The following is a 24,512-nucleotide window of genomic DNA, read 5'->3' as shown; positions in this document are numbered from 1 at the left end:
CGATTCCGGCCTGGATGGGGGGCTCCTGCCGCCCGCACAGCGTGTCGGCCGGGCGCCGCGGGGGCCGGGCGCCTAGGGTCGCGGGCATGGCGCACAGGCTCCTCCCGATCGCGGTGCTGGCGACGGTCGCGGCGGCGTCCGCCTGCGGCGGCTCCGGCGGCGGGCGCGCCGGGGAGGCCGTCGGCCCCGCCCGCGCCGCGCCCGCCGGCACCGGCTACACCTCCGACCAGCTCGGGCAGGCGCTGCTCCAGCAGGTCACCGGCTACCGGCGCGGCGAGCCCGACTCCGGCGAGTACGGCTCGCTGAAGGCGCTCCGGAACGCCGCGCAGGTCCGCGAGGAGGCGGCCCTCGACAAGCCGAAGTGCGCGGACGCCCAGGCCGGCGGCGGGAAGGTCGCCGCGGACGTGCCCACCGCGCTCGTCACCTTCGTCAAGAGCGACGGCCAGACCGTGACGGAGACGCTGATGGGCGTCGCGGACGCCGACGCCGAGAAGCAGGTGGAGGCGCGCGTCCCCACCGGCTGCCTGACGTTCCGCACCCGCCTCGCCGGGAAGTGGGCCGAGCACCAGGTCACCGAGACCCGGCGCGGCGACGTCGGCAACGGCTCCCGGACGGTCGGCGTCGCCACCACCAGCGGTGACCAGCGCACGAACACCTGGTACGTGGTGTTCGAGGGCCGCCACTACCTCGGCACCGTCACCGTCTTCGGCCCGAACGCGACCCGCTCCGAAGCCGAGGCCCTCGCCCGAGCCTCCGTGACCCAGGCCCACAAGATTCTCAAGTAGCCCAAGGGGGCTGTGTTTTCCAGGGGGGCGACCCCCTGGAACCCCCGTCAACGGTCGGTGGGCCGTTTCCCGCTCCGCTGGAGCTCCCCGCGAAACAGCCCACCGACCGACGCACGTGCCCGCTGCGCTCGCTGGCGCTCGCTCCGCGGGCCCGTGCGTGATCGGGGAGCGGGGTCGATCTGACGGTGCGGGGACGGGGACCGGGCGGATACCGTTCGCCTTACGCGGTGCGGGGAGCGGCTCCGGGCGGGCCGGGACCCCGGCGAGGGGGCGGCCCACCGGCGTCTCCGGCCGCTCCGTCGGAACGATACGAGCGGGGGTTGCCCTTGATCGGCAAGGAGGGCCGGGTGACCGGCCGGATCGGCCCCGGGCTGGTCGGCGAGGTCATGATCGCGATCCGCGGCGGCGCGGAGGCCTTCTACGCGCATCCGGTCGATCCGCGCGAGGAGATCCCGGTCGGCTCGATCGTCGTCGTGGTCGAGTACCACCCGCCGCGGACGGTGTACGTGGCCCACGCGCTGGGTTCCTAAGACCGCCCCAAAAGGGGCGAACCAACGGCGGGTCCGCTGCGTCTACTGGAAAACGCGGACGGGACCCGCCTCCACCGGGCCGGCCGCCCGCCGAGAGTGAGGAGGCCGCATGCCCATCTTCGCGGTGGCGATCGCCGTGGTCGTCGCCATCATCGTGTTGATCGTGCTGTTCAAGATGGTCTGGCGGGTCGCGGAGCCGAACGAGGCCCTGATCATCTCCGGCCTGGGCGCCCGGTCCAAGCCGATCGACGGGGTGGAGAGCCTCGGGTTCAAGATCGTCACGGGGAAGGGCACCTCGGTGCTGCCGGGCTTCCAGACGGCCCGCCGGCTCCGGCTCGACAGCCGCGCCGCGAACCTCGAGGTGCACTGCGTGACCCAGCAGGGCATCCCGGTGAAGGTCCGCGGCGTCGTGATCTACAAGGTCGGCGACGACTTCGTGTCGATCGCCAACGCGGCGCGCCGCTTCCTGGAGCAGCAGAAGTCGATGGACGGCGCGATCCACGAGCTGTTCACCGGCCACCTCCGCTCGATCATCGGCAACCTGACCGTCGAGGACCTCATCCTCAACCGCGAGCGGCTCACCTCCGAGACCCGCGGCTCGGCCGCCGACGAGATGAGCAAGCTCGGCCTGGTCGTGGACTCGCTGCAGATCCAGGAGATCGACGACGAGACCGGCTACATCACCAACCTGGGCCGCCCGCACGCCGCGCGGGTCGCCGCGGAGGCCCGCATCGCCGAGGCCGAGCGCGACCAGGAGGCCACCCGCAAGGAGCAGGAGGCCATGCGGGAGAACGCCGCGGTGATCCGGGACACCGAGATCAAGAAGGCGGAGTACGAGGGCCAGGTGCAGCAGGCCGCGCAGCAGGCCCGCCAGGAGGTCATCCTCAAGGAGACCCGCAACGCCGAACTGGAGGCGGAGCGCACCGAGAAGCGGCTGGAGAGCGAGGTCCGCAAGCCGGCCGACGCGCGCGCGTACGAGCAGGTGAAGCTGGCCGAGGCCGAGCGGGAGGAGCGCATCTCCTACGCGCAGGCCGCCGCCACCGAGGTGCAGCTGAAGGCGCAGCGGGAGGCCGAGGCGACCCGCCTCCTCGGTGAGGCGCAGGCCGAGGCGACCCGGCAGAAGGGCCTCGCGGAGGCCGAGGCGATCAAGGCCCGCGCGGACGCGCTGGCGCAGAACACCGACGCGGTCATCGCCCAGCAGCTCGCCGAGAAGTGGCCGGAGATCGTCCAGGCCGGCGCGGGCGTGTTCGGCAACGTCGACAACATGGTGGTGCTGAACGGCGCGGAGGGCATCGAGGACATGCTCGCCAAGGCGCTGACGCTCGGCGGCACCGGGCTCGGCGTGGCCCGCCAGCTGCTGGCGGGCATGAACGGCCAGAACGGACAGAACGGACAGAACGGCAACCCGGCCAACGGCGCCGCCCCGGCCGTCCCGGCCGGCCCCGTGGAGGGCCCCGACAAGGACTGACCCCCGAAGACCGTCCCGGCGACGCGGCCGGTGTCCCGCCCGAGCGGCGGGGCACCGGCCGTTTCCGCAGGGGCCCGCCGCCCCCGCCGGGCCCCAATAGACTCGCTCCATGTCCGTGCCGCGGCTCGCTGTCTCCGTCGATCTGGTCGTGCTCACCGTGCGGGAGCAGCGGCTGTCCGCGCTGATGTGGCGGCGGGACCGGGCGCCCTACGACGGGGCGTGGTCGCTGCCCGGCGGGTTCATCCAGCTCGACGAGGACCTGCCCGCCGCCGCGTCCCGGCTGATGGCGGAGCGGGCCGGGCTCGCGGACGTCCGGATCCACCTGGAGCAGCTCGCCACCTACGGGTATCCGGACCGGGACCCGCGGCAGCGCGTGGTGAGCGTCGCCTACCTCGGCCTCGCCCCGGACCTGCCCGCCTCCAGCCGGGCGCAGGTGCTGTGGACGGCGGTGGACGACCTGATCGACAACGACCGGGCCGCGTTCGACCACCGGCGGATCCTGTGCGACGGGATGGAGCGCGCGCGGGCGAAGCTGGAGTACACCTCGCTCGCGGCGGCGTTCTGCCCGCCCGAGTTCACGGTCGCGGAGCTGCGCCGGGTGTACGAGATCGTCTGGGGCACCGTCCTGGACCCGCGGAACTTCCACCGGAAGGTGACGGGCGCGGACCGGTTCCTGATCCCGACCGACCGGACGACGACCCGCGACGGCGGCCGCCCGGCGCGGCTGTACCGGCGCGGCGACGCCGAGCAGCTGCGCCCCCCGATGCTGCGCCCCCGCGGCTGACCGTCCCCCGGGGCCAGGGCGGCGAGGGTAAAAGATCGCCTCGTTGACCTGGGGTGATGTCGCGGGCATCCGGGCGGGATTGCTAGCTTGCGACCTATGAACGGTGACTCGTCCGAAGTGCTCGGCCTGCTCGTCAGGGACATCGGGGAGGCCGGCGTCGCGGAGATGGCCGGGTCCCCCGGGCTGGCGGCGGCGGTCGACCAGCACGTGGCGAGCCTGCGCGACGAGCTGGGCGAGCCGGGCGAGGACGAGCTGATGGGCTACCTGCGGTCGTTCGCGGAGGAGGCGTTCAACCGCGGCTGGTGGCCGGACAGCACCCGCGACTGGGAGTTCGTCCGGATCGTCGCGGTGTGCTGGATGATGCGGGACGCCGCGGCCCCCTGAGCCGGGGCGTGTCCCGCTTTGGCCTGGGACGTGGCGCATTCCGTAGGCTTGACCCCAACACCCCTGTGCAGACCTGGAGGACAACGGTGTCCGAGGCAACCACTCCGCGCTTCCGCTCCGTCCTCGACCGGTTCGTGGCTTACAAGCCCGGGAAGGTCGTGGTGTCGCCCGAAGGCCGCTCGTTCAAGCTCTCGTCCAACGAGTCGCCGGAGGGGCCGCTCCCTTCGGTCCTGGACGCGATCGCCGAGGCGGCGCGGAACGTCAACCGCTACCCCGACAACAACGCGACGGCGCTGACGGAGGCGATCGCGGCGTTCTGCGGCGTGACGCCAGACCACGTCGCGGTGGGCTGCGGGTCGGTCGGCATGACCCAGATGCTGCTGGAGGCGGTCGCCGAGCCGGGCACCGAGGTGGTGTACGCGTGGCGGTCGTTCGAGGCGTACCCGCTGCTGGTGTCGCTGTCGGGCGCGACGGGCGTCCAGGTGCCGCTGAAGGACGAGACGCACGACCTGCCGGCGATGGCCGACGCGATCACCGAGAAGACCCGGCTGGTGTTCCTCTGCAACCCGAACAACCCGACCGGGACCGTGGTGCCGCGCGCGGAGATCGAGGCGTTCCTCGACCGGGTGCCGGAGGACTGCCTGGTCGTGCTGGACGAGGCGTACCGCGAGTACGTCCGCGACGACGCGGTCCCGGACGGGCTCACGATGTACGGCGACCGGCCGAACCTGGCGGTCCTGCGGACGTTCTCGAAGGCGTACGGGCTGGCGGGGCTGCGGATCGGGTACCTGGTGGCGCACCCGATCGTGGCGGGCGCGATCCGCAAGACGTTCCTGCCGTTCAGCGTGAACTCCGTGGCGCAGGCGGCGGGCATCGCGTCGCTGGAGGCGAGGGACGAGCTGCTGGAGCGGGTCGAGCGGACGGTCAAGGAGCGCGACCGGGTCCGCGGGACGCTGCTGGCGGACGGCTGGACGGTCCCGCCCACGGAGGCCAACTTCGTGTGGCTGCGGCTCGGGGAGCGGACGATGGACTTCTCGGCGGCGTGCGACGCGCAGGGGGTGAGCGTCCGCCCGTTCGAGGGGGAGGGCGCGCGCGTCTCGATCGGCTCGCCGGAGGAGAACGACGCGTTCCTGGCCGTCGCGAAGGCGTTCCCGCACCGCAACTGACGCCCGGCCACCGGTCGCGGCGCCCCGGAACCGGGCCGTTCCGCCCCGGCGGGACGGAACGGCCCGGCCGTGGGTCAGCTCGCGGCCCAGAGCTGCTGGCCGCCGCTGCCGACCAGCTTGAAGGCGGCGGTCACCGTGGCCGTGGCCGGGCAGAGCGCGGATCCGCTCAGCTTGCTCACGGTGCCATTGGTGATCTTGGCCTGGGCCTGGGCGACGGAGGTGTCGGGCCGGTTGGCGTTGTTCGGGTTGAAGCCGTCGCCGGTGAGGGTCCCGGAGTAGACGCAGCTGAGTCCGAAGACGGTGGCGCCGACGGTGTAGTGGGCGACGGTGATGGTGCCGTCCCTGCCGCCGGAGACGGGGGCGTAGACGACGGAGCCGCCGGTCCAGGGCAGGTTCTGGGCGGTCACGGTCACGGTGCCGAGGCTGCTGGTGCAGCCGGTGAACGACGCCGACGTGACGTTCAGGGCGGTGCCGTCGGAGTTGATCGTGCCGTTCTGGATCGCGGACGTGCAGGTGGCGTTGCTGAGCGACGTGACGACCGAGACGTTGCCGAGGTTGGTCGCGACGACGCCGCCGGAGTAGAGGGGGCCGGTCTGGCTGCCGCTGTGGATCGTGGTGGTCGCGGCGGATGCCGGCGCGACCGCCAGGGCGAGCACCGAGGCCGATGCGGCCCCTGCGACTGCGAGCTTTCGAACACGTGACACCTGTGGCTCCCTTCGCGAGGTGTCAAGGGGGTGGTACCGGGATTAAGCACATCTCCGCCGGGCGAATTCAAGAGGGTGGCCGGATTGAGACACTTCCTGGTTTCTATTAGACCGGAAGGCTAATTGGCGCATTTGTGCATGCGAAAGTGCGCGCCCGGTGAATGGCGCGTGCGCAGGGAGGAATTGGCGGGGTTCGAAAGGGGCGGGGTGGGGTTCAGGGAGGGGCGGTGAGGGCCGGTCGCCGCCCGGGCGGCTCGCGGCCGCCCGGGGCACCGCGGCCGGGGCGTTCGGGACGGGAGGCGGTCTGCCCTGCTGAGGCCCGCGGGAGAGCCGGACCGGCGCGGACCGCCGGCAGGCGCGACGCGCCGGCCATGGCGATCGGGCTTGTCGGGTGCACGGCGCGCTCCACGGATCCGGAAAGGGGTGAACCGGTACGGGGGCACGCGCCCAGCGCCGAGGAATCCGGCCGGGCATGCGGCCGGGATCAGCGATGATGCCTCACGTGACCGCCATCATGAAGGGCGAAAGGTGATCGGTCAAGGCCATTCGCGGCGCATTTGATCCGGCCGCCCGGAAACTCGTTTCCGGGCGGCGCCGTCCGATCTCGCCGCAATGCGCGGCCCCGGAAATCGGACGACCGAAAATGATCTTGAGGTCGGGCGGGTGCGAACCGCCCGCGCGACGGGGCGCCTCCGGCGAAGCGCGAAGGGAGCCTGCGGCGAAGCGGGGCGGGTGCGCGGAGTGCCGGGGCGGCCGCCTCGGCCCGGCCGCCTCGGCCCGGCCGCCCCGGCCCGGCGCGGGGGCGCCGGCGAAGCAGTTCGCTGCGCGAATTATAGAGGGTGTCCGGTGTTAACCTGGCCCCGTGGTCAAAGAAGATGACGGCCGGATCGGGGTCGTGGCCGCGCTCGTGCGGTCCTCGTTCCTCGTGGACGCGGTGTACGCGGCGTCGGCCCGGGAGTACGGGCTGACCCAGCAGCAGGGGCAGCTCCTCTGCGTGCTGATGGGACGGTCGTACGGCATGGGCGAGCTGGGCGCGACGCTGGGGCTGGCGAAGTCGAGCCTCACCGGGCTGGTGGACCGCACCGAGCGCAACGGGCTGGTGCGGCGCGAGCCGGATCCCCGGGACACGCGGGCGGTGCGGGTCGCGCTGACCGCCCGGGGCGCCGAGCTCGTCGACGCGTTCTACACCGAGACCTGCAAGCGGATCGACGATCTGGCGGGCGGTCTGAGCGCCGGGGAGCGGGACGCGCTCGCCGGGCTGCTCGGCCGCGTCGTGCTGGACAACGAGGTCCCGATGGTCTTCCAGGAGCCGGACGAGGAGGCCGCCGCCGACCGCCCGCGCTGACGCCGGGGAATCGCCTCCCGCACCGGCGAGGTTGTTGTTCGTAGTACGAACTGCTACTGTTCGTACTACGAACTGAACCTTTCTTGCGGGAGTGGTGTCACCATGGGTCGTACGGTCGCGGTCATCGGCGGAGGGTACGGCGGCGCGTCGGTCGCCAAGGCGTTGCAGGCGGAGGCCGACGTCGTCCTCATCGATCCGCGCGACGCGTTCGTCAACGCGGCCGCGTCGCTGCGCGCGCTCACCAGGCCCGAGTGGGCCGCCAACATGTTCTTCCCCTATGCGACGCTGCTCACCGAGGGCGGCCGGCTGGTCCGCGACCGCGCGGCCTCCGTCGACCCCCGCGGCGTCACCCTCGCGTCCGGCGGCCGTGTCGACGCCGACTACCTGGTCCTGGCCACCGGCTCCAGCTACGCCTATCCCGCCAAGCCCGGCTCCGACACCGTCGACGAGGCGCTCGACGATCTCCGCCGGACCCACAAGGAGCTGCGGGGCGCCGGCCGGGTGCTGATCCTCGGCGCCGGGCCGGTCGGGCTGGAGCTGGCCGGGGAGATCAAGGAGGTCTGGCCGGACAAGCGGGTCACCGTCGTCGACCCGGCCGCCGGCCTGCTGCCCGGCTTCGAGCCCGCGGTGGTCGCCGACCTGCGGCGCCAGCTCGACGAGCGGGGCATCGAGGTGCGGCTCGGCACCGCCCTCGCCGCGCCGCCGGCCACCGAACCCGGCCGGGCCGGCACCTTCACCGCCGCCACCACCGGGGGCGAGGAGATCACGGCCGACATCTGGTTCCGCGCCTACGGCGTGCGGACCAACAGCGACTACCTCGCCGACGGGCGGCTCACGACCCCGGACGCGCTGGGCCGGGTCGGCGTCACCGAGTCCCTCAACGTCGCCGGGCACGACCACGTCTACGCGGTCGGCGACATCACCGACGTCGCGGAGGCCAAGATGGCCGGGTGGGCGACGCGGCACGCCGAGGTCGTCGTCGAGAACATCAAGGCTCAGCTGAACGGCGAGCGGCCCACGGCCGTCTACCGGCCGCAGCCGTACCCGATGATGCTGCTCCCGCTCGGCACGCGCGGCGGTGTCGGGCAGCTGCCGACCCCGGACGGCCCGACCGCCGCGTCGCCCGCGATGGTCGCCGAGTACAAGGGAACGGACCTGTTCACCGGCCGATTCGTCGCCCAGTTCGGGCCCACCGCCTGAAAGCGAACGCCCCAGCGGCGTCCCGGATCCCATCGAAACGAAAGGCGGAGCCATGTCCGCACAGGAAGTCGTCTTCGGTTTCGGCGCGCACAGCACCATCGACGAGGGGCCGGCGCTCATGCGCAAGGTCCAGCGCGCCGACCGCGACGGGCTGGACATCTTCTCGCTCTCCGACCACCCCTACATCGGCGCGCGCCTGGACGCCTACGCCACCATCGGGTTCCTCCTCGGCCGGACGGACCGCATCGCCGGGTTCGCCAACGTCACGAACCTGCCGACCCGCCCGGCGCCGATGCTCGCGCGGGCGGTGACGACGCTGTCCGCGCTGTCCGGCGGGCGCGTCGTGCTCGGCATGGGCGCGGGCGGGCTGTGGGACCGGATCGCCGACATGGGCGTCCTGCGGCTCGCGCCCGCCGACGCCGTCGACGCCTTCGAGGAGGCGATCGTGCTGGTCAGGGAGCTCTCCGGTGGCGGCGAGCCGGTCACCCACGAGGGGCGGCACTACCGGGTGACCGAGATCGAGCCGGCACCGGTGGACGCGCCGCCGGTCTGGACGGGCTCGGTGGGCCGGCGGTCGCTGGCCGCCACCGGCCGGGTCGCCGACGGCTGGATCCCGGGCCACGCGGCGGACTGGCTCAGCGAGCGGTACCGGACGTCGCGCCCGGTCATCGACGAGGCGGCCGCCGCCGCGGGACGCGACCCGGCCGCGGTCCGCACGGTCTTCAACCTGCCCGGACGCATCACCGACCGGCCGCTCGCCGCCACCCGCGACGGCGACGGGCGCTGGATCGGCGGGTCGGCCGGCCAGTGGGTCGAGGAGCTGACCGGCGCGGTGCTGGAGCACGGCGCGTCCGGTTTCATCCTGTTCTCTCCCAAGGGCGGCACCCAGGACGAGGTCTCCCTCGGCCGCTGGGCGGAGGAGGTCGTCCCGGCGGTCCGCGAGGCGGTCGCCAAGGAGCGCGGTTGAGGGCCGCCGGGCGCCGCCCGCGGGACGGCGCCCGGCACAGCACCCCGCCTAGGACAGCATGTACACCCGGTACTGCATGAACCGGTAGTTCGTCGGGTCGTACCACTGGCTGACGATGATGTGGAAGTCGCCGAACGTCGAGCCGGGGACGACGAACCCGCCGTACGGGGCGGTGACGACGTTGCCCACCTGCGCCTGCGCCGGGCCGTTGACGATCATCGTCTGCTCCAGCGTCCGGGTCAGGTCCGAGGTCGGGAGCGGGAAGACCATCGCCCGGATCGTCGCCGTCGCGGCGTCCAGCCAGGTGAGGACGTACTTGCCGTCCATCGCGCGGAAGCAGATCTCGCCGTACCGGCGGCCGGCCATGACCGTCGTCGGGGGCGCGCCCCAGCGCCAGCCGCCGTCCCGGTCGCCGCGCTGTCGCCGTCCGATGAACCTGCCATCGCCGCCGCCTTCCAGATCGGGGTGCCGGGAGCCGTCCCCGGCGCCGCCGCCCGGGGGCGGGGTGGGAGCGTTGCGGGCGCCGGATCAAAAGAACACCGATGTCTGTTTTACAGCACGCAGGCGCCGGACGCCAGGGCGTGACGTCCGGTGGACGGGCTCCGGCGGCCCATGGCCCGGGCCCGGATGGGGCGGGCGGGGCGCGCGGCAGGCCGGGCGGGTCAGCCGGTCTTCGCCGGGCCGAGCTTCTCGACGATCAGGCGGTAGAGCTGGCGGGGACGGCCGGGCTGCGGGGTGCGGTTCGGGGGGAGCGGCCAGGCGAGGCCCTCCTCGACGAGGGTGCGCAGCAGCCGGCGGGCGGTGCGCGGCGTGACCCCGAGCATCTTCCCGGCGTTCTCGGCGTCCACGATCAGCGGCTGCTCCTGGTCGCCGAGCTTGTCGGCGAGCCGCGCGAGGATCTCCAGGCCCTTCGGCTTGGCCTGCGGCTGGCTGCGCGGCGGGGTGCGCGGCGCCGGGACGAGCGCGCGGCCGTCCCGGTCGAGCGCGAAGCCCTGCGCGCGCTGGGAGCTCTGCGACCGGGCGAGCGCGGCGCGGGCGTGGTTCTCCGCCTCGTGCGCGGTGCGCCCCATCCCGATGCCGACCTCGATCGCGAGGCCGAGCTCCTCGCGGACCCGCTCGACGAACGGCGGCGTCCGGAAGCCCTCGGTGGACGCGGTGACGGACCCGCGCGTCGCGATGACGAGGTAGCTGTGGTCGTCCAGCGGCCACACCGACGCGTTCATCCGGTGCGCCTCCTGGAGCAGCACGCGGTGCAGCGCGAGCTTCAGCTCGTCCCGCCAGTAGCGGGGGGTGACGCGGCGCGGGGTCTCGCGCAGGGTCGGCACGTCCACCAGCACGACGACGAGCTGCGACTCCTCCAGCCGGTGGTGGGCGCCGAGGAGCGCGGCGGTCTGCAGGGAGCTGCGGATGGACGCGCCGGTCGGGCGGACCCGGATGGTCGGCACCCCCGCCATCTCCATCCGCTCGGCGGTGGCGTGCACGCAGGTCATCGCGACGGTCGTCGCGCCGCGCCGCCACAGCCGCTCGTGGAAGGCGGCGAGCGTGCCGGGGCCGGCGGCCTCCTCGCGCAGGTGGACCTGCTCGGTGCCGAGGTTGATCTCGGCGTAGGCCTCCTCGACCTCGGCGCGGCCGAGCACGTCGATGCTCACCCGGGACGGGTCGAAGCGCTCGTCGAGGGAGGCGCGCAGCAGCGCCCCCTGTAACGCCGCGCCGTTCAGCGGGACGTAGGTGGCGGGCATCGTGAGCACGCCGGCCTTGCGCGCGAAGTCGTAGGGGACCGGGCTGGCGAACAGGCAGACGTCCACCCCCGACCCCAGCCGGACGACCTTGTCGGCCGCCTCCTGCTCGTCGCGGTAGGCGGCGGCCACCAGCCGGCTCGGCACCGGCGTGGGGCCGTGGCCCATCAGCATGACCCGTTCGACGAGGTCATGGGGGCCCACCACGCCGATGGTGAGATCGGGCGTGACCGAGCCCGTTCGTGCCGCCGTCATCGATGATCGCTCGCTTCCGGTCCATCCTCTCGGGGGCACGGCCCCGGCCACGCGTTCGCGCACGCTCCGCCCAACGGTCGTCTCATGGCTTGTCGCCCCTGCCTTCTGACCCTGCACCGCAGTTCCCGTGCGATTCGTTCCTCAGTGGGCAGATCGGGTCAGGGCGGCGATGTGTGACGCCCAGACGCGAAATCGAATCAAGAGTGCGGCGAAAAAGTAACCTACGCGACCCCCTGGTCAGTAATTTGTCACCAATCGGTCAGTCTTGATCCTGCATCTTCGGACGTCCGAAGTTGAAAAACAAGACCCGAAAACGCCAGGAGGCCCACCTCCGGGCGCTGACGCGCACTGAGAAGACCCCTGCGGTGGCCGTTTGGTTTACGCGCGGGCCGAAACTCGATCAACCCGTTGCCGGCGGCCCGGGAAAGACGAGTGATCCGTCCGGGCGGCCCGGAGGGGCCGTCCCGGTGATTTTTCACCGTCCCCGGAAGGGGCGTTTTTGGATCGTTCCATACAGATTTCCCCGCTGGTCAGGAACCCGCCCGTCCGCGCTGGTGCGGCGCCGTGCGCCGACTTTGCGTGACCATCCGGTGACGACTGGTCCCCATCGTTTCCCGGCCCGCTGTGACAACGCCGGTAAGGAACCACTCGCGATTGGGTCAGAGCGAAGGCCACATGCGGCCGATTGGACCGGACGAAAATGACCAGTCAGTCAGCAGCAGACCGGCCCGGCGGGATCATCCCGCCGGGCCGGTTCCGGAGTCGTTAAGGGGTCCGGTCAGTCCGCTTCGCGGACGATGTCGGCGCCCAGCTGCGAGAGGCGCTCGGCGGTGTGCGCGTGACCGCGGTCCAGGTAGTAGGCGGAGGTGATCGTCGTCTCGCCCTCGGCGGCCAGGCCCGCGAGCACCAGCGCGCTGCCGCAGCGCAGGTCGTGCGCCTCCACCTCGGCGCCGCGCAGCCCGCGCGGTCCGTTGACCTTGGCGCGGTTGCCGTCCACCTCGATGTCGGCGCCCATCTTGCGCAGCTCGTCGGCCAGCTTGAACCGGCCGTCGAAGATCCGCTCGTAGATGTAGGAGGGGCCCTCGGCCAGGCAGGACAGCGCCATGATCGGCGACTGCAGGTCGGTGGCGAAGCCCGGGTACTCGTCGGTGATCACGTTGATCGGGCGGAGCGTGCGCTGGCGGCGGACCTGGAGCACCGCGCCCTGCTGGTGGAACTCCACGCCCATCTGCTCGAGCTTGTCGGCGGCGACGCCGAGGTGCTCCAGCGTGGCGCCGACGAGGTTCAGGTCGCCGCCGGTGATCGCGGCGGCCATCACGAAGACGCCGGCGTCGATCCGGTCCGGCATGACGGTGTGCTCGACGGCGGTCAGTTCGTCGACGCCCTCGACGGTGATGAAGCCGGTGCCGCCGCCGCTGATCTTCGCGCCCATCGCCTGCAGGATCGCGATGTTGTCGAGGACCTCCGGCTCCAGCGCCGCGTTCTTGATCAGCGTGGTGCCGTGCGCCAGCGCGGCCGCCATGATCAGGTTCTCGGTGCCGGTGTGCGACGGGGTGTCGCAGTACAGCGTGCCGCCGCGCAGGTCGCCGGCCTTGATGTGGATGATGCCGTCGCCGTTGTCGGCCACGTGCTCGGTGACAGTGGCGCCCATCCGCTTGAAGCCGTTGTAGTGGAAGTCCAGGTTGCGGCTGCCGAGATTGCAGCCGCCGACGCCCTCGATGACCGCCTCGCCGAGCCGGTGCAGCAGCGCCGGCACGAACAGGAACGAGCCGCGGAAGCGGGAGGCGATCTCGGCGGGCAGCACCGGGCTGCTGAGCGAGGAGGCGTCGATCACGAGAGTGCGTTCGGTCTCGTGCAGCTCGGCCTTGGCGCCGACGGCCCGGGCGAGCTCCACCGCCCGGCGTACATCCTCGATGATCGGAACGTTCCGCAGCACCGTGCGTCCGCGGGAGGCCATCAGCGAAGCACCGATCATCGGCAGGACGGCGTTCTTGGCGCCCTGGACGAAGACGGTGCCGTGCAGCTGCCGGCCGCCGCGCACGCGATACCGAACCTCGTGGCCCATGCTCATTCCGCCATATCTCCTTTGAAACGCGGTTAAGGTGCCTGCCCGATGAAGGTGGGACCACGGGGGCCGGGCGCGCCGATCGGTCCCGCTGCGCCAACGCGCCCCCAGTAAACCACCGGCCCGGGGGTGGGGTGTCCGCATGCGCCACCCTTGCGCCAGTCTGCTTGGTGAGACCCCCAGAGCGGCCCAAAGGTTCGCATTCCCGAGGAAAATCCGAGCTGAGGCGTCCGGCGGACGGGTGCGGGCCGGCGGGTCTAGGGTGATCATCCATGGACGAGTCGCCGGGTTGGGACGCCATCGACGCCGCGCTGCGGCCCCTCTACGGGGACGCCGAGCCGTACCACTTGGGCACCCTGGTCAAGTGGGCGCTGGGCGGCCCGGATCCGCTCGACGGGATCAGCGTCTACGCCCGGACGGAGCCCGTCCCGCACTGGCATTTCATTTCGTACGGAATGTCCGAGTTGTACAGCAAGGAGTCGGCCGACCCGGACGAGTCCGGCTGGGGATTCGAGTTCACGTTCCGGCTCGCCCGCGACCCGGCGGAGGCCGAGCCGCCGGTCTGGGCGGCCAACCTGCTGCAGAACCTCGGCCGGTACGTGTTCAGCTCGGGCAACTGGTTCGAGCCCGGGCACCACATGAACGTCAACGGGCCGATCGCCGCCGACCGCGAGGACTCGGAGATCCGCGCCGTCGCGTTCGTCACCGACCCGGAGCTGGGCGAGATCGGCACGCCGCACGGCCGGGTGCGGTTCCTGCAGGTGGTCGGGCTCGCGTCGGAGGAGTACGAGGCGGTCCGGCAGTGGGACGCCACGTCGTTCCTGCGGGCGGTCGAGCCGCACCTGCCGCTGTTCGTCACCGACATCGACCGGCGCTCACTCCTCGCCGTCCCGGAGCTGGCCCGCGCCGTCCGCGAGGGCATCGCGCGCGACGGGTCGAGCAGCGGCGCCCTGTACGTGACCACGGCGCACTGGGACCTGGACGGCGCGTCCGCGACCCTGCGGATCGGCGCGCTGCAGGCGGAGGCGATCGCGCAGTCGCTCCAAGGGCGGCTCCCCTTCGGCCGCACGCTGCTCCTGCAGACCGAGGACACCCGGATGGTGTTCCAGCCCGCCGGCGCGTACGCGGTCGTGGAACCCGAGGACGGGCGCCTCGACGTGAGCATCCCGCCCGAGGGCCTGGACGAGTTCGTCGCCGCGCTCCGCCCGGTCGCCGGTACCACCCCGATCGCGTCGCTGCCGGGGCTGACGGTCGAGATCGTCCCGACCCGCATGCGCGACCGCTTCGGCAACGAGACCGGCGAAGTCGTCGGCTGACCCGCGCCGGCCGACCCCCTCAGCGGCCGACCCCTCAGCGGGCGGCTTCCAGGACCTCCACCTCGTCGCCGACCGTCAGGGTGCCCAGCTCGCGGGGGACGGCGTTCTGGCCGAACCGGATGCCGCGGTCGATGGTCCGGTAGGACGCCAGCGTCCGCAGCGGCTCGCGCCCCCGCTCGCCGGTCTCCTGGTCGGTGGTGGTGATGACGCACCGCGCGCACGCCTTGACCATCTCGATGACGGTCCCGCCGACGCGCAGCAGCCGCACGGCGTCCTCCGCGTACGCGCCGAGCCCCTCGACGACCAGGCTCGGACGGAACCGGTTCATCGGCAGCGGCTCGTCCAGCCGCGCGTTCAGGTCGGCGAGGGACTCGGCGGAGATGACCAGCAGCGGGTAGCCGTCGGCGAACATCACCTCGCCGCCGCCCCGCGACGTCGCCCGGTGCCCGGTGAAGCGGACCAGCCGGCAGTCGGCGTCCAGCAGCGCCGAGAACCAGGCGGCGGCCTCGTCGCCCTGGTCGACGCCCCTGGCCTCGTGCCGGTGGACGGTCACCTCGCGCACCTCGCCCTCGTCCACCGCCTTGTGGACGAACCGAGCGCCGCCGGGCGCCTCGACGGTGAGGACCTCGCCGTCGAAGGACGGGCGCAGCAGCGCCATCCCGGCGAGGTCCCGCTGCGACAGGAACCGGCCCGACGGCGCGACCAGCATGAACTCCCGGTCGTACGGGAGGCCCCGCGCGGTCAGCTCGGCGGTGCGCAGCGCGGTGCCGCCGCCGCTCTTGAGCGGGTAGGCGTTCAGCTCGGTCAGGATCGCCGTCACGGTCGCTCCGAGGGATCGGGTCAGGCCAGCGCGGCCAGGCGGTCGAAGACGGGGCCGAGGCGCTGCACGAACCGCTCGGGCCGGCACACCTCGTCCAGCCGCGCCTCGTCCAGCGCGAGGCCCGCCTCGGCGGCGTGCTTGCGGAGCGTCTCGCGGAACGGGACGCCCGTCTCCCACGTCTCCATGGCGGCCTTCTGGACCAGCGGGTACGCCTCGTCGTCGCGCGACATCCCGGCCTCGACCAGCTCCAGCAGCACCGTCGAGGTGTAGATCAGGCCGCCCGTCGACTCCAGGTTCTCCGTCATCCGCGCCTCGTCCACGATGAGCCCGGACATCAGCCGGTTCGTCAGGTTCAGCATGTAGTCGAGGGCGATCGACGCGTCCGGCAGCGCGATCCGCTCCGTCGAGGAATGCGAGATGTCGCGCTCGTGCCAGAGCGGGATGCCCTCCAGCACCGGGACGACCTGCGCGCGCACGATCCGCGCCATCCCGGCGAGCCGCTCGGAGATGATCGGGTTCTTCTTGTGCGGCATCGCCGACGAGCCCTTCTGGCCCTTGCCGAACGGCTCCCACAGCTCGCGGACCTCGGTGCGCTGCCCGTGCCGGACCTCCAGCGCGATCGCCTCGCACACCGTCGCCATGATCGCCAGCGTGGACGTCCACTCGGAGATGCCGTCGCGCATCACGACCTGCGTCGACACGTCCGCGCTCTTCAGCCCGAGCTTGCGCGCCACGTGCAGCTCGACGGCCGGGTCGATGTTGGAGTACGTCCCGACCGCGCCGGAGATCGCCATCACGCCGACGGCCTCGCGGGCGCGGCGCAGCCGGTCCCGGGACCGGGCCATCGCGAACGCGAAGTCGGCGACGCGGTGCCCCCACACGTCCGGCTCGCCGTGGATGCCGTGCGTCCGGCCGACCCGCAGCGTCGCCCGGTGCGCGAGCGCGTGGTCCCGCAGCGTCGCGACCAGCGCGTCCGCCTTCGCCAGCAGGATGTCCGTCGCCTCGACGAGCTGCAGCGCCAGCGCCGTGTCCAGCAGGTCGGACGACGTCATGCCGAAGTGGACGTACCGGGCCGCCTCGCGGGGCTCGGTGTTGTCCGCCCACGCCGACAGGAAGGCGATCACGTCGTGCTGGGTGACCGCCTCGATCTCGTGCACCGCCTCCGGCGTCGGCGGCGGCGCCTTGCGCACCGGCTCCACCACCTCCGGCGGGATCGTGCCGGCCTCGGCGTGGGCCTCGACCACCAGGGTCTCGACCTGGCACCACAGCTCGTATTTGTGCGCGTCGCTCCAGACGCGCCCCATCTCCGGAAGGGTGTACCGCTCGATCACGCTCGAATTCTCCCAGGTCGTGTAGGTGCGGTGGCCGGGCGGGTCAGCCTTGGGCGGCCTTGAGGGCGATGTCGGTGCGGTGGTGGGAGCCGGGCAGGCCGATCCGGGCGACGGCCTCGTAGGCGGTGGCGCGGGCCGCGGCGAGGTCAGGGCCGGTGCCGACGACGTTCAGGACGCGCCCGCCGCCCGCGACGAGCCGCCAGTCCGCGCCGTACTTCGTCCCGGCGTGCAGCACGTACGCGCCGTCGACCGCCGCGGCCTCGTCCAGCCCGGTGATCTCCCCGCCCTTCACCGGCGCCGCCGGGTACCCCTCGGCCGCCACGACGACCGTGACGGCGGAGCCCGGACGCCACTCCAGCTCCGCCCGCGGGTCGAGGCCGCCGATCGCGCAGGACTGGAGCAGCACCCCGAGCGGCGTCGCCAGCCGGTCCAGCACGACCTGCGTCTCCGGGTCGCCGAACCGCGCGTTGAACTCGATCACCCGGACGCCCTGGGACGTGATCGCGAGACCCGCGTACAGCACCCCCACGTACGGCGTCTCGCGGCGCCTCAGCTCGTCCAGGACGGGCTGGACGACCCGGTACATGACCTCGTCCACCAGGTCGTCCGGAGCCCACGGCAGCGGCGTGTAGGCGCCCATCCCGCCGGTGTTGGGGCCCTCGTCGCCGTCGTGGGCGCGCTTGAAGTCCTGGGCGGGCAGCAGCGGGACGGCGTGCTGGCCGTCGCACAGCGCGAACAGCGACACCTCGGGGCCGTCGAGGTACTCCTCGATGACCACGCGGCCGCACGCGGCGGCGTGCGCGGCGGCGACGTCCCGGTCGAGGGTGACGACGACGCCCTTGCCGGCGGCGAGCCCGTCGTCCTTCACCACGTACGGCGGCCCGAACGCGTCGAGCGCCTCCTCCACCTGCACGGTGGTCTCGCAGACGCGGGAGTCGGCGGTCGGCACCCCCGCCGCCGCCATGATCTCCTTGGCGAACGCCTTGGACCCCTCGATCCGCGCGGCCTCCTTGTCGGGGCCGAAGCACGGGATGCCGGCCCGGCGCACCGCGTCGCCGACGCCCGCCACCAGCACCGCCTCGGGGCCGACGACGACCAGCTCGATGCCGAGCCGCCCGGCCAGCTCCACCACCGCCGTCGGGTCGCAGGGGTCGAGCTGGTGGTTGTCCGCGATCTCGGCCGTGCCCGGGTTGCCCGGGGCGCAGTGGAGGGCGGTCACGGCAGGGTCGCGGTGCAGGGCGCGGACGAGCGCATGCTCGCGGCCACCCGATCCAAGGACGAGTACTCGCACGTCACGCGAGCTTACTGGTACGGGCGGTTCGGTGTGGTCGGCGGGAAGGCGGGCATAAGGCCCGAGCGGCAAGGCGTTATGGACAGTGCCGGCAGGCGTCCCCGACGCCGCCGGGCCCGGATGAGGCGGCCGTCACACGCGCCCCTTGTGAACCTCACCGAACGGCCCGGCGTCCTATATATCGGCTGGTAAGCTGCGACGGGCTTGACGCCCCGTGGTCGAGGTGGGTGAAAGGAGGTGGTCGGGATGAGTCCTGGTGATACTTGCAGTTCGCCAGAGAACCCTCACAGTCCGGACTGGACTGTCCATCCGTCCGCCTCCATCTGGCGTCCGGCCATCGCCCTCGCGCGCTCCCCTCGCTGACGCGGTCCCGCTGAGCGGGCCCCGCCGATGCGGAACGGGTAGAGCGCGCCCCTGCGTGCGTGGCCGGCGGGTTAGGAGCACCTCATGGCCATGACACGAGTCCGTCCTGCGCGCGCCACCAAGTCGCTGTTCAAGGCCCGCGGGCGCGCGCACGGTGCACGGGTACAGGGGCGTGCCCGCGATTCCGCCGTCATCGACTGGGCCGCCTACATCGACGGCCACCGCGCGTCCACCGCCACCGTCGAGGACGCCGTCCGCCTGATCCGCGACGGCCGCCTCACCCCCGACGGCGACAGCGCCGGCTTCGTCTGGGTGGGGCTGCACGAGCCGTCGGCCACGGAACTGACGGAGCTCGCCGAGGTCTTCGGCCTGCACCCGCTCGCCGTCGAGGACGCCATCCACGCCCACCAGCGGCCCAAGCTGGAGCGCTACGACGACGTCCACTTCGTGGTGATGAAGACGGTCGGGTACGTCTCCAGCGGCCCGGACGAGGCCGAGGTCGTCGAGACCGGCGAGATCATGATCTTCTGCGGCCCGGACTTCGTGGTGACGGTCCGGCACGGCACCCACGGCGAGCTCGGCCCCGTCCGCCGCCTGCTCGAGAAGGACCCGGCCCGCCTCGCCATGGGGCCCGCCGCCGTCCTGCACGCCGTCGCCGACCGCGTCGTGGACGGCTACGTCTGCGTCGCCGACGCCGTCCAGGAGGACATCGACGAGGTCGAGGAGGCCGTGTTCTCGCCGGAGCGCACCGACGAGGCCCGCCGCATCTACCGCCTCAAGCGCGAGGTCATCCAGCTCAAGCGCGCCGTCGGCCCGCTCGCCGGCCCGCTGCGCAACCTGTCCGGCCGGCGCTTCGTGCCCGCCGAGATCAAGGAGTACCTCCGCGACGTCGAGGACCACCTCACCCGCGTCCGCGAGCAGGTCGAGGCCTACGACGAGCTGCTGAACCCGATCCTCCAGGCGCACATGACCCAGGTGACGGTCACCGACAACAAGGACATGCGCAAGATCTCGGCATGGGGCGCGATCTTCATGGTGCCCACCGCGATCACCGGCGTCTACGGGATGAACTTCGACTTCATGCCCGAGACGAAGTGGCACTACGGCTACCCGATGATCGTTGGCGTCATCGCCTTCATCTGCCTCACCCTCTACCGAGGCTTCCGCCGCAACGGCTGGCTGTGATTCCCAGGGGGGCGCCCCCCTGGGACACCGGTCGGGGCGTCAATCGAACAGGTCCTCGACCTTCTCGATCACTGCGGCGCGCCGGATCCACTTCTCGAGCACGTGGGTGTCGGCGCAGCGGATGATGCGCTCGCGGACGGAATCGGGAACGTGCATGCCACGTGCGTCCAGCATGAGCAGCAGGGCCTCGGCCTCGCCCTCCGCCTTGCCCTTCGAGAGTCCCTCGACGAGCCCTTCGTTCTTCCCGCGGCCGAAGTGTTCGCGGGCGAAGGGGCTGTGGACCGGCCACGCGGTCGAGGCCATGAGTTCCTCCAAGGTGCGACGTACTGGTGGCGGGGCCATGCTGTATGCGTGTTCATAGTACTGCGGTGCGTGATCACTCGGCATGAGATGCAGGCCGTCGACGAACGCTTCGGCCACCTTCCGCTCCCGGTGCACCAGCACCGACAGCACGGCCACTTCGGGATGGGCCGCGGCCTCGGCGGCGTCGCTGATCGCGGGAACGTCGTCAGGGCCCAGCACCACTACCTGGAGCGCGTAGCCCGGCAGGTCGGTGGGAGTGACGAATTATCCGTCGGATCTGTCAGCGCGGGCGGTCGCGGAGGGGCGGGGCGCTGCGCGGGCGAAGCGGTCGGGGTAGTCGGTGACGATCGCGTCGGCGCCGTACGTGATGAAGCGGGCCATGTCCGCGGGGGCGTTGACCGTCCAGACGGCGACGGGGAGGGCGAGGGCGTGGGCGTCCTCGACCAGGCCGGGCGTGGTGATGGCGTGCTCGGGGGACAGGGCGGTCGCGCCGATCGCGGCGGCGGCCGCGACCGGGTCGTCCGGCGGCAGGCCGGCGAGCCAGCGGGTGCCCGGCACGAGCGTCTTGCGTTCGATCAGCGCGGTGCGGCGGAGCCCCGGGTGGTTGCGGTGGGCCTCCACCAGGACGCGCCAGTCGAAGGCGAGGAGCCGGCTGCGGTCCGTCATCCCGGCGGCGGCGAGGACCCCGGCGACGGCGGCGGTGAAGAGCCCGATCTCCTCGTCCGTCCAGCCGGGGTCGGTCTTCAGCTCGACGGCGAGGCCGACGTGCGTGGGCGCGAGGAGCGCGCACGCCTCCGCCAGCGTGGGGATCGGGGTGCCGGGCAGCGGGCGCTGGGTCCGCGCGAACGCGTCGTCGCGCTGCCGGACGCCCGCGTCCACCGTCTTGAGCTGCGCGAGCGTCAGCTCCCTGACCGGCTTGCCGACGTAGGGGAACGCGGGGTCGTCCGGCTGGGCGGGCGCCGTGTCGGCGAGGTTCGCCGGGGACAGCACCTGGTCGTGGCCGAGGACGACGACGCCGTCCGCGGACAGGCCGACGTCCAGCTCGATGACGTCCACGCCCAGCTCGGCGGCGTGCGCGAAGCCCGGCAGCGTGTTCTCCGGGCGCAGCCCGCGCGCCCCCCGATGACCGTGCAGTTCGACGGTCTCCCCGATCCCGACCACCGGGGGAACGGTACCGGTCGTCGCCGAACCCCAGGTGGAGGTCCGGTGAGAACGGGGGGAACGGCGCGTCAGCTGTTACACCAGGGGGCGGAGGGAGAGCGTCTGGTCGCGGCCGGGGCCGACGCCGATCGCGGAGATCTGCGCGCCCGACATCTCCTCCAGCGCCCGGACGTACGCCTGCGCGTTCTTCGGCAGGTCGTCGAAGGACTTCGCGCCGGTGATGTCCTCCTGCCAGCCGTCCAGGTACTCCAGGATCGGCTTGGCGTGGTGGAAGTCGGTCTGGGTGGCGGGCAGCTCGTCGACGCGCTCGCCGTCCACGTCGTAGGCGACGCACACCGGGACGCGCTCCAGCCCGGACAGGACGTCCAGCTTCGTGAGGAAGAAGTCGGTGATGCCGTTCACCCGGGACGCGTAGCGGGCGATCACCGCGTCGAACCAGCCGCAGCGCCGGTCGCGTCCGGTGGTGACGCCGTACTCGCCGCCGGTCTTGCGGAGGAACTCGCCCCACTCGTCCAGCAGCTCGGTGGGGAACGGCCCGGAGCCGACGCGGGTGGTGTAGGCCTTGAGGATGCCGATCACGCGGGTGATCTTCGTGGGGCCGACGCCGGAGCCGGCGCACGCGCCGCCCGCGGTGGGGCTGGACGACGTCACGAACGGGTAGGTGCCGTGGTCGATGTCCAGCAGCGTGCCCTGCGCGCCCTCCAGCAGCACGACCTTGCCGTCGTCGAGGGCCTTGTTCAGCACGAGGGTGGTGTCGGCGACGAACGGCCTGATGCGCTCGCCGTAGGCCAGGTACTCCTGGACGATCGGGCCGGTCTCGATCCGGCGCCGGTTGTAGACCTTGGTGAGGACCTGGTTCTTCTCGCGCAGCGACAGGTCGAGCTTCTGGGTGAGGATGTTCGGGTCGAACAGGTCCTGCACCCGGATGCCCATCCGGTTGATCTTGTCGGCGTAGGCCGGGCCGATGCCGCGGCCGGTGGTGCCGATCCGCGCCTTGCCGAGGTACCGCTCGGTGACCTTGTCGAGGGCCCGGTGGTGCGGCATGATCAGGTGCGCGTCCGCCGAGATCAGCAGCCGTTCGCAGCCGATCCCGCGCTCCCGCAGCCCGTCGATCTCCTGCAGCAGGACGGCCGGGTCGATGACCACGCCGTTGCCGATCACCGGGACGACGTCCGGCGACAGGACCCCGGACGGCAGCAGGTGCAGCGCGTAGCTCTTGTCCCCGATGACGACCGTGTGGCCGGCGTTGTTGCCGCCCTGGTAGCGGACGACGTAGTCGACGTCGCCCCCGAGCAGGTCTGTTGCCTTGCCCTTGCCCTCATCTCCCCACTGGGCACCGACAAGAACGATGGCAGGCATGCCACTTTTCCTTCCCACGACGAAGGCCCCGGTCGCCGCAAGCGCGAAGGGGCCTCTTGCGATCAAAGCGTACCCGTACCCGGCCGTTAAAGAAACCGCACCTCATCGGCCGGGTACGCGTGCGACGCGTGGGTCGGTGCACCGTACGGGGGACGGACCCCCGGCGGCGCGTCCGGAAAGCGGTCAGCCGGCGAGGGCGTCGGCGGCGGTGGCGCTGCTGTCGCGCAGGAACGCGCGGCAGCGTTCGGCCTCGTCCTCCTCGCCGATGGCGGCGGCCGCGCGGGACAGCGCGTGCAGGGCGCGCAGGAAGCCGCGGTTGGCCTCGTGCTCCCAGGGGATCGGGCCGTGGCCCTTCCACCCGGCCCGGCGCAGCTGGTCCAGCCCGCGGTGGTAGCCGGTGCGGGCGAACGCGTAGGAGTCGATCACGCTGCCCTTGGCGAAGGCGCGGTCGGCCAGTTCGGCCCAGGCGCCCGGGTAGTCGGGGTGGCGCGCGGCGACCTCGAACGGGTCGACGCCGTTGTCCAGCGCCTCACGGGCCTCGGTGTTGTCCGGCAGTTCCGTTGGTGGCGGGCCGCCGAGCAGGTTCTGGGTCATGCGGGTCATCGTAAGTCGACGCGCCCGGTCCGCTTCAACCCGGGTCACGGCGGTGTTCCCCGGCCGCCTCGTCACGGTGTCGCCGCCTGTGCGAGGTCGTAGACGGCCTTGCTCTGCACGCCGAACCCCTGCCCGGCCGACCAGGGGCCGACCTGCCACGAGGGCGCGACCCACGGGTACCAGGGGGCGTCGCCGGTGGGGTTGGTGAACCGGGAGGTGACGGCGATCTGGGTGCCGGTGCCGGTGGCGGGGTCGAAGCCGGTGAGCCACGGGCCGCCGCTGGAGCCGGGCGACATGGCCGAGGCCATGTCGTGGCCCATGTTCCCGAGCTGCGCGTCGTCGATCGTGGTGCTGTTGTGGGCGTACATCATGGTGCGCCCGTCAAAGCCTCGCCGCTGGGATGCGGGCACGCCGTAGCTCGCGTTGGTGCCGTCGTTGTTCTTGCCCCAGTACCAGTTGCGGACGTTATCGGTCGGGTAGCCGAACTGGTACAGCTCCTTGGGGTTGCCGCTGACGCCGAACGCGATGTTCTGCGCGCCGACCACCTGGCCGATCGGCCGGGACTCGCCCGGCTTGGCGACCACGGCCATGCCGACGTCGCTGCCCAGGGTCCAGTTGGAGTGCACGTGCCAGTCGTAGGTGACCCATGCCCGGGTCACGCCCCATACCCCGTAGGGGGCGACGGCCGGGCCAGGCGCTGTGGTCCCCGGCGTGCTGCCGGGGACGTAGCGCGCCAGGGACGCGCCGTTGAAGCCGGGGATGAAGACCGCGTTGTCGGCCTCGTACGTCCCGGTCAGGCCGACGTTGGAGTCGACGCGGAAGCAGTGGCCCGCGGCGGTGATGACGCTCTGATTGGCGCTGGTGACCACGTTGGCGGAGCACGAGGTGCTCAGCGTGTCGGAGGCGTTGCCCGTGTTGTGGAAGTGCACGAGCAGCTTGCCGGCGGTCCGGGAGATCAGCCCTCCGGAACTCCAGGGGGCGCTGAGGGTGTCCCAGCCGCCGGCCGGCGCGTACGCGTCGGCGCCCTGCCCGTTCTCGTTGCCGGAGTCGTCGTTGAAGCCGATGCGCGCGATCCGGTCGGTCGTCCAGTAGGCCACCTCGGCGGCGAGGTCCCGGTCGTGCGCGGCGCCCGCCGCGACCAGCGGCGGCAGCGCGTACGGGGTCGCGTCGTCGGCGTGCGCCGGCGCCGCGGCCAGGGCCAGCGCGGCGACGGTCCCGGCGAGCGCGCCGCCCGCCGTGCGGCCTCGTCGAGTGATCATGCTGGGCATGGGACGGCCTCGTTTCCCCTCGGACGGCGGCGGGAGGCGTCCCCGATCATACAGACATGATTGTTCATATGGAACGTCCGATTCCTGCAAGCGCCGCCGGGCCGGGCGTGCCTACGCTGACCTGCAAGGAGA

At 72.4% G+C, this 24,512-nt stretch carries 23 protein-coding genes; 11 read left to right on the top strand and 12 right to left on the bottom strand.

What is annotated here, in order from left to right:
• The first annotated feature begins 86 nt into the window (after positions 1 to 86).
• From amrb99_RS01010 to hisC, 6 genes are all read left to right on the top strand, one after another.
• On the top strand, positions 87 to 785 hold the full coding sequence (locus amrb99_RS01010) for a hypothetical protein (protein WP_190850888.1): 699 nt from the start codon (positions 87 to 89) through the stop codon (positions 783 to 785).
• 347 nt (positions 786 to 1,132) lie between these two features.
• Positions 1,133 to 1,315 carry a hypothetical protein gene (locus amrb99_RS01005; RefSeq protein WP_241755165.1) on the top strand — a complete coding sequence of 61 codons (183 nt, stop codon included), beginning with the start codon at positions 1,133 to 1,135 and terminating at the stop codon, positions 1,313 to 1,315.
• A gap of 109 nt (positions 1,316 to 1,424) precedes the next feature.
• Entirely contained in the window at positions 1,425 to 2,783 is a 1,359-nt protein-coding gene (locus tag amrb99_RS01000; protein WP_190850885.1) for a flotillin family protein, read from the top strand.
• Positions 2,784 to 2,892: 109 nt separating this feature from the next.
• Positions 2,893 to 3,567: an NUDIX domain-containing protein gene (locus amrb99_RS00995; protein ID WP_151543091.1), complete on the top strand. Its 675-nt coding sequence runs from the start codon at positions 2,893 to 2,895 to the stop codon at positions 3,565 to 3,567.
• A gap of 96 nt (positions 3,568 to 3,663) precedes the next feature.
• Positions 3,664 to 3,951: a DUF6401 family natural product biosynthesis protein gene (locus amrb99_RS00990; RefSeq protein WP_190850881.1), complete on the top strand. Its 288-nt coding sequence runs from the start codon at positions 3,664 to 3,666 to the stop codon at positions 3,949 to 3,951.
• Positions 3,952 to 4,037: 86 nt separating this feature from the next.
• The gene (gene hisC, locus amrb99_RS00985) at positions 4,038 to 5,117 is read left to right on the top strand and encodes a histidinol-phosphate transaminase (RefSeq protein WP_190850876.1); all 1,080 of its coding nucleotides are present in this window, start codon (positions 4,038 to 4,040) and stop codon (positions 5,115 to 5,117) included.
• 74 nt (positions 5,118 to 5,191) lie between these two features.
• On the opposite strand, the gene amrb99_RS00980 is transcribed toward hisC, so the two are convergent.
• Positions 5,192 to 5,821: a hypothetical protein gene (locus amrb99_RS00980; protein ID WP_190850866.1), complete on the bottom strand. Its 630-nt coding sequence runs from the start codon at positions 5,819 to 5,821 to the stop codon at positions 5,192 to 5,194.
• Between the two features lie 862 nt (positions 5,822 to 6,683).
• On the opposite strand from amrb99_RS00980, the gene amrb99_RS00975 reads away from it, so the two are divergent.
• The 3 genes from amrb99_RS00975 to amrb99_RS00965 all read left to right on the top strand — a co-directional run bounded on the left by amrb99_RS00975 (position 6,684) and on the right by amrb99_RS00965 (position 9,333).
• Positions 6,684 to 7,166, top strand: a complete 483-nt coding sequence (locus amrb99_RS00975) for a MarR family transcriptional regulator (protein ID WP_190850864.1) — start codon at positions 6,684 to 6,686, stop codon at positions 7,164 to 7,166.
• A 102-nt stretch (positions 7,167 to 7,268) separates the two neighbouring features.
• A complete protein-coding gene (locus amrb99_RS00970; RefSeq protein WP_190850862.1) occupies positions 7,269 to 8,366 on the top strand; it encodes an FAD-dependent oxidoreductase in 1,098 nt (365 codons plus the stop codon).
• Between the two features lie 52 nt (positions 8,367 to 8,418).
• Entirely contained in the window at positions 8,419 to 9,333 is a 915-nt protein-coding gene (locus amrb99_RS00965; protein WP_190850859.1) for an LLM class flavin-dependent oxidoreductase, read from the top strand.
• Between the two features lie 48 nt (positions 9,334 to 9,381).
• Here the strand turns inward: amrb99_RS00965 and amrb99_RS00960 are convergent, their stop codons facing one another.
• The 3 genes from amrb99_RS00960 to murA all read right to left on the bottom strand — a co-directional run bounded on the left by amrb99_RS00960 (position 9,382) and on the right by murA (position 13,389).
• Positions 9,382 to 9,765, bottom strand: a complete 384-nt coding sequence (locus amrb99_RS00960; RefSeq protein WP_347256494.1) for a DUF4185 domain-containing protein — start codon at positions 9,763 to 9,765, stop codon at positions 9,382 to 9,384.
• A 230-nt stretch (positions 9,766 to 9,995) separates the two neighbouring features.
• Positions 9,996 to 11,324, bottom strand: coding sequence for a transcriptional regulator (locus amrb99_RS00955; protein WP_190850855.1), 1,329 nt, complete (start codon positions 11,322 to 11,324; stop codon positions 9,996 to 9,998).
• Positions 11,325 to 12,102: 778 nt separating this feature from the next.
• A complete protein-coding gene (gene murA, locus amrb99_RS00950) occupies positions 12,103 to 13,389 on the bottom strand; it encodes a UDP-N-acetylglucosamine 1-carboxyvinyltransferase (RefSeq protein WP_190851343.1) in 1,287 nt (428 codons plus the stop codon).
• 272 nt (positions 13,390 to 13,661) lie between these two features.
• Between murA and amrb99_RS00945 the strand changes: the two genes are divergently transcribed.
• Positions 13,662 to 14,705, top strand: coding sequence for a suppressor of fused domain protein (locus amrb99_RS00945; protein WP_190850853.1), 1,044 nt, complete (start codon positions 13,662 to 13,664; stop codon positions 14,703 to 14,705).
• A 34-nt stretch (positions 14,706 to 14,739) separates the two neighbouring features.
• Here the strand turns inward: amrb99_RS00945 and amrb99_RS00940 are convergent, their stop codons facing one another.
• The 3 genes from amrb99_RS00940 to purD are packed head-to-tail and all read right to left on the bottom strand — an operon-like array spanning position 14,740 to position 18,147.
• Positions 14,740 to 15,525: an MOSC N-terminal beta barrel domain-containing protein gene (locus amrb99_RS00940; protein ID WP_190850851.1), complete on the bottom strand. Its 786-nt coding sequence runs from the start codon at positions 15,523 to 15,525 to the stop codon at positions 14,740 to 14,742.
• Between the two features lie 20 nt (positions 15,526 to 15,545).
• Positions 15,546 to 16,856, bottom strand: coding sequence for an adenylosuccinate lyase (gene purB, locus amrb99_RS00935; RefSeq protein WP_190850849.1), 1,311 nt, complete (start codon positions 16,854 to 16,856; stop codon positions 15,546 to 15,548).
• Positions 16,857 to 16,899: 43 nt separating this feature from the next.
• Positions 16,900 to 18,147, bottom strand: a complete 1,248-nt coding sequence (purD, locus tag amrb99_RS00930) for a phosphoribosylamine--glycine ligase (RefSeq protein WP_190850847.1) — start codon at positions 18,145 to 18,147, stop codon at positions 16,900 to 16,902.
• Between the two features lie 447 nt (positions 18,148 to 18,594).
• Between purD and amrb99_RS00925 the strand changes: the two genes are divergently transcribed.
• Entirely contained in the window at positions 18,595 to 19,695 is a 1,101-nt protein-coding gene (locus amrb99_RS00925; protein ID WP_190850844.1) for a magnesium and cobalt transport protein CorA, read from the top strand.
• A gap of 39 nt (positions 19,696 to 19,734) precedes the next feature.
• Here amrb99_RS00925 and amrb99_RS00920 read toward each other — a convergent pair whose 3' ends face one another.
• The 5 genes from amrb99_RS00920 to amrb99_RS00900 all read right to left on the bottom strand — a co-directional run bounded on the left by amrb99_RS00920 (position 19,735) and on the right by amrb99_RS00900 (position 24,371).
• Entirely contained in the window at positions 19,735 to 20,217 is a 483-nt protein-coding gene (locus amrb99_RS00920; RefSeq protein WP_190850842.1) for a hypothetical protein, read from the bottom strand.
• A gap of 45 nt (positions 20,218 to 20,262) precedes the next feature.
• Positions 20,263 to 21,159, bottom strand: coding sequence for a glycerophosphodiester phosphodiesterase family protein (locus amrb99_RS00915; protein ID WP_347256480.1), 897 nt, complete (start codon positions 21,157 to 21,159; stop codon positions 20,263 to 20,265).
• Positions 21,160 to 21,234: 75 nt separating this feature from the next.
• Positions 21,235 to 22,518, bottom strand: a complete 1,284-nt coding sequence (locus amrb99_RS00910; RefSeq protein ID WP_190850839.1) for an adenylosuccinate synthase — start codon at positions 22,516 to 22,518, stop codon at positions 21,235 to 21,237.
• A gap of 183 nt (positions 22,519 to 22,701) precedes the next feature.
• Positions 22,702 to 23,121: a DUF3151 domain-containing protein gene (locus amrb99_RS00905; protein WP_190850836.1), complete on the bottom strand. Its 420-nt coding sequence runs from the start codon at positions 23,119 to 23,121 to the stop codon at positions 22,702 to 22,704.
• Between the two features lie 62 nt (positions 23,122 to 23,183).
• Positions 23,184 to 24,371 carry a hypothetical protein gene (locus amrb99_RS00900; protein WP_190850834.1) on the bottom strand — a complete coding sequence of 396 codons (1,188 nt, stop codon included), beginning with the start codon at positions 24,369 to 24,371 and terminating at the stop codon, positions 23,184 to 23,186.
• Positions 24,372 to 24,512 lie beyond the last annotated feature (141 nt).

It is taken from the genome of Actinomadura sp. RB99 (assembly GCF_014706005.1).
Classification (GTDB): domain Bacteria; phylum Actinomycetota; class Actinomycetes; order Streptosporangiales; family Streptosporangiaceae; genus Spirillospora.
This window is presented reverse-complemented; position numbering and strand designations above follow the sequence as displayed.

Excerpts from the sequence above, each read along its gene's own strand:
- amrb99_RS01010 (WP_190850888.1), top strand. The coding sequence starts at position 87 with ATGGCGCACAGGCTCCTCCCGATCGCGGTGCTGGCGACGGTCGCGGCG.
- amrb99_RS01000 (WP_190850885.1), top strand. The coding sequence starts at position 1,425 with ATGCCCATCTTCGCGGTGGCGATCGCCGTGGTCGTCGCCATCATCGTG.
- amrb99_RS00995 (WP_151543091.1), top strand. The coding sequence starts at position 2,893 with ATGTCCGTGCCGCGGCTCGCTGTCTCCGTCGATCTGGTCGTGCTCACC.
- amrb99_RS00990 (WP_190850881.1), top strand. The coding sequence starts at position 3,664 with ATGAACGGTGACTCGTCCGAAGTGCTCGGCCTGCTCGTCAGGGACATC.
- amrb99_RS00970 (WP_190850862.1), top strand. The coding sequence starts at position 7,269 with ATGGGTCGTACGGTCGCGGTCATCGGCGGAGGGTACGGCGGCGCGTCG.
- amrb99_RS00965 (WP_190850859.1), top strand. The coding sequence starts at position 8,419 with ATGTCCGCACAGGAAGTCGTCTTCGGTTTCGGCGCGCACAGCACCATC.
- amrb99_RS00955 (WP_190850855.1), bottom strand. The coding sequence starts at position 11,324 with ATGACGGCGGCACGAACGGGCTCGGTCACGCCCGATCTCACCATCGGC.
- murA (WP_190851343.1), bottom strand. The coding sequence starts at position 13,389 with ATGGGCCACGAGGTTCGGTATCGCGTGCGCGGCGGCCGGCAGCTGCAC.
- amrb99_RS00945 (WP_190850853.1), top strand. The coding sequence starts at position 13,662 with ATGGACGAGTCGCCGGGTTGGGACGCCATCGACGCCGCGCTGCGGCCC.
- amrb99_RS00925 (WP_190850844.1), top strand. The coding sequence starts at position 18,595 with ATGGCCATGACACGAGTCCGTCCTGCGCGCGCCACCAAGTCGCTGTTC.
- amrb99_RS00910 (WP_190850839.1), bottom strand. The coding sequence starts at position 22,518 with ATGCCTGCCATCGTTCTTGTCGGTGCCCAGTGGGGAGATGAGGGCAAG.
- amrb99_RS00905 (WP_190850836.1), bottom strand. The coding sequence starts at position 23,121 with ATGACCCGCATGACCCAGAACCTGCTCGGCGGCCCGCCACCAACGGAA.
- amrb99_RS00900 (WP_190850834.1), bottom strand. The coding sequence starts at position 24,371 with ATGATCACTCGACGAGGCCGCACGGCGGGCGGCGCGCTCGCCGGGACC.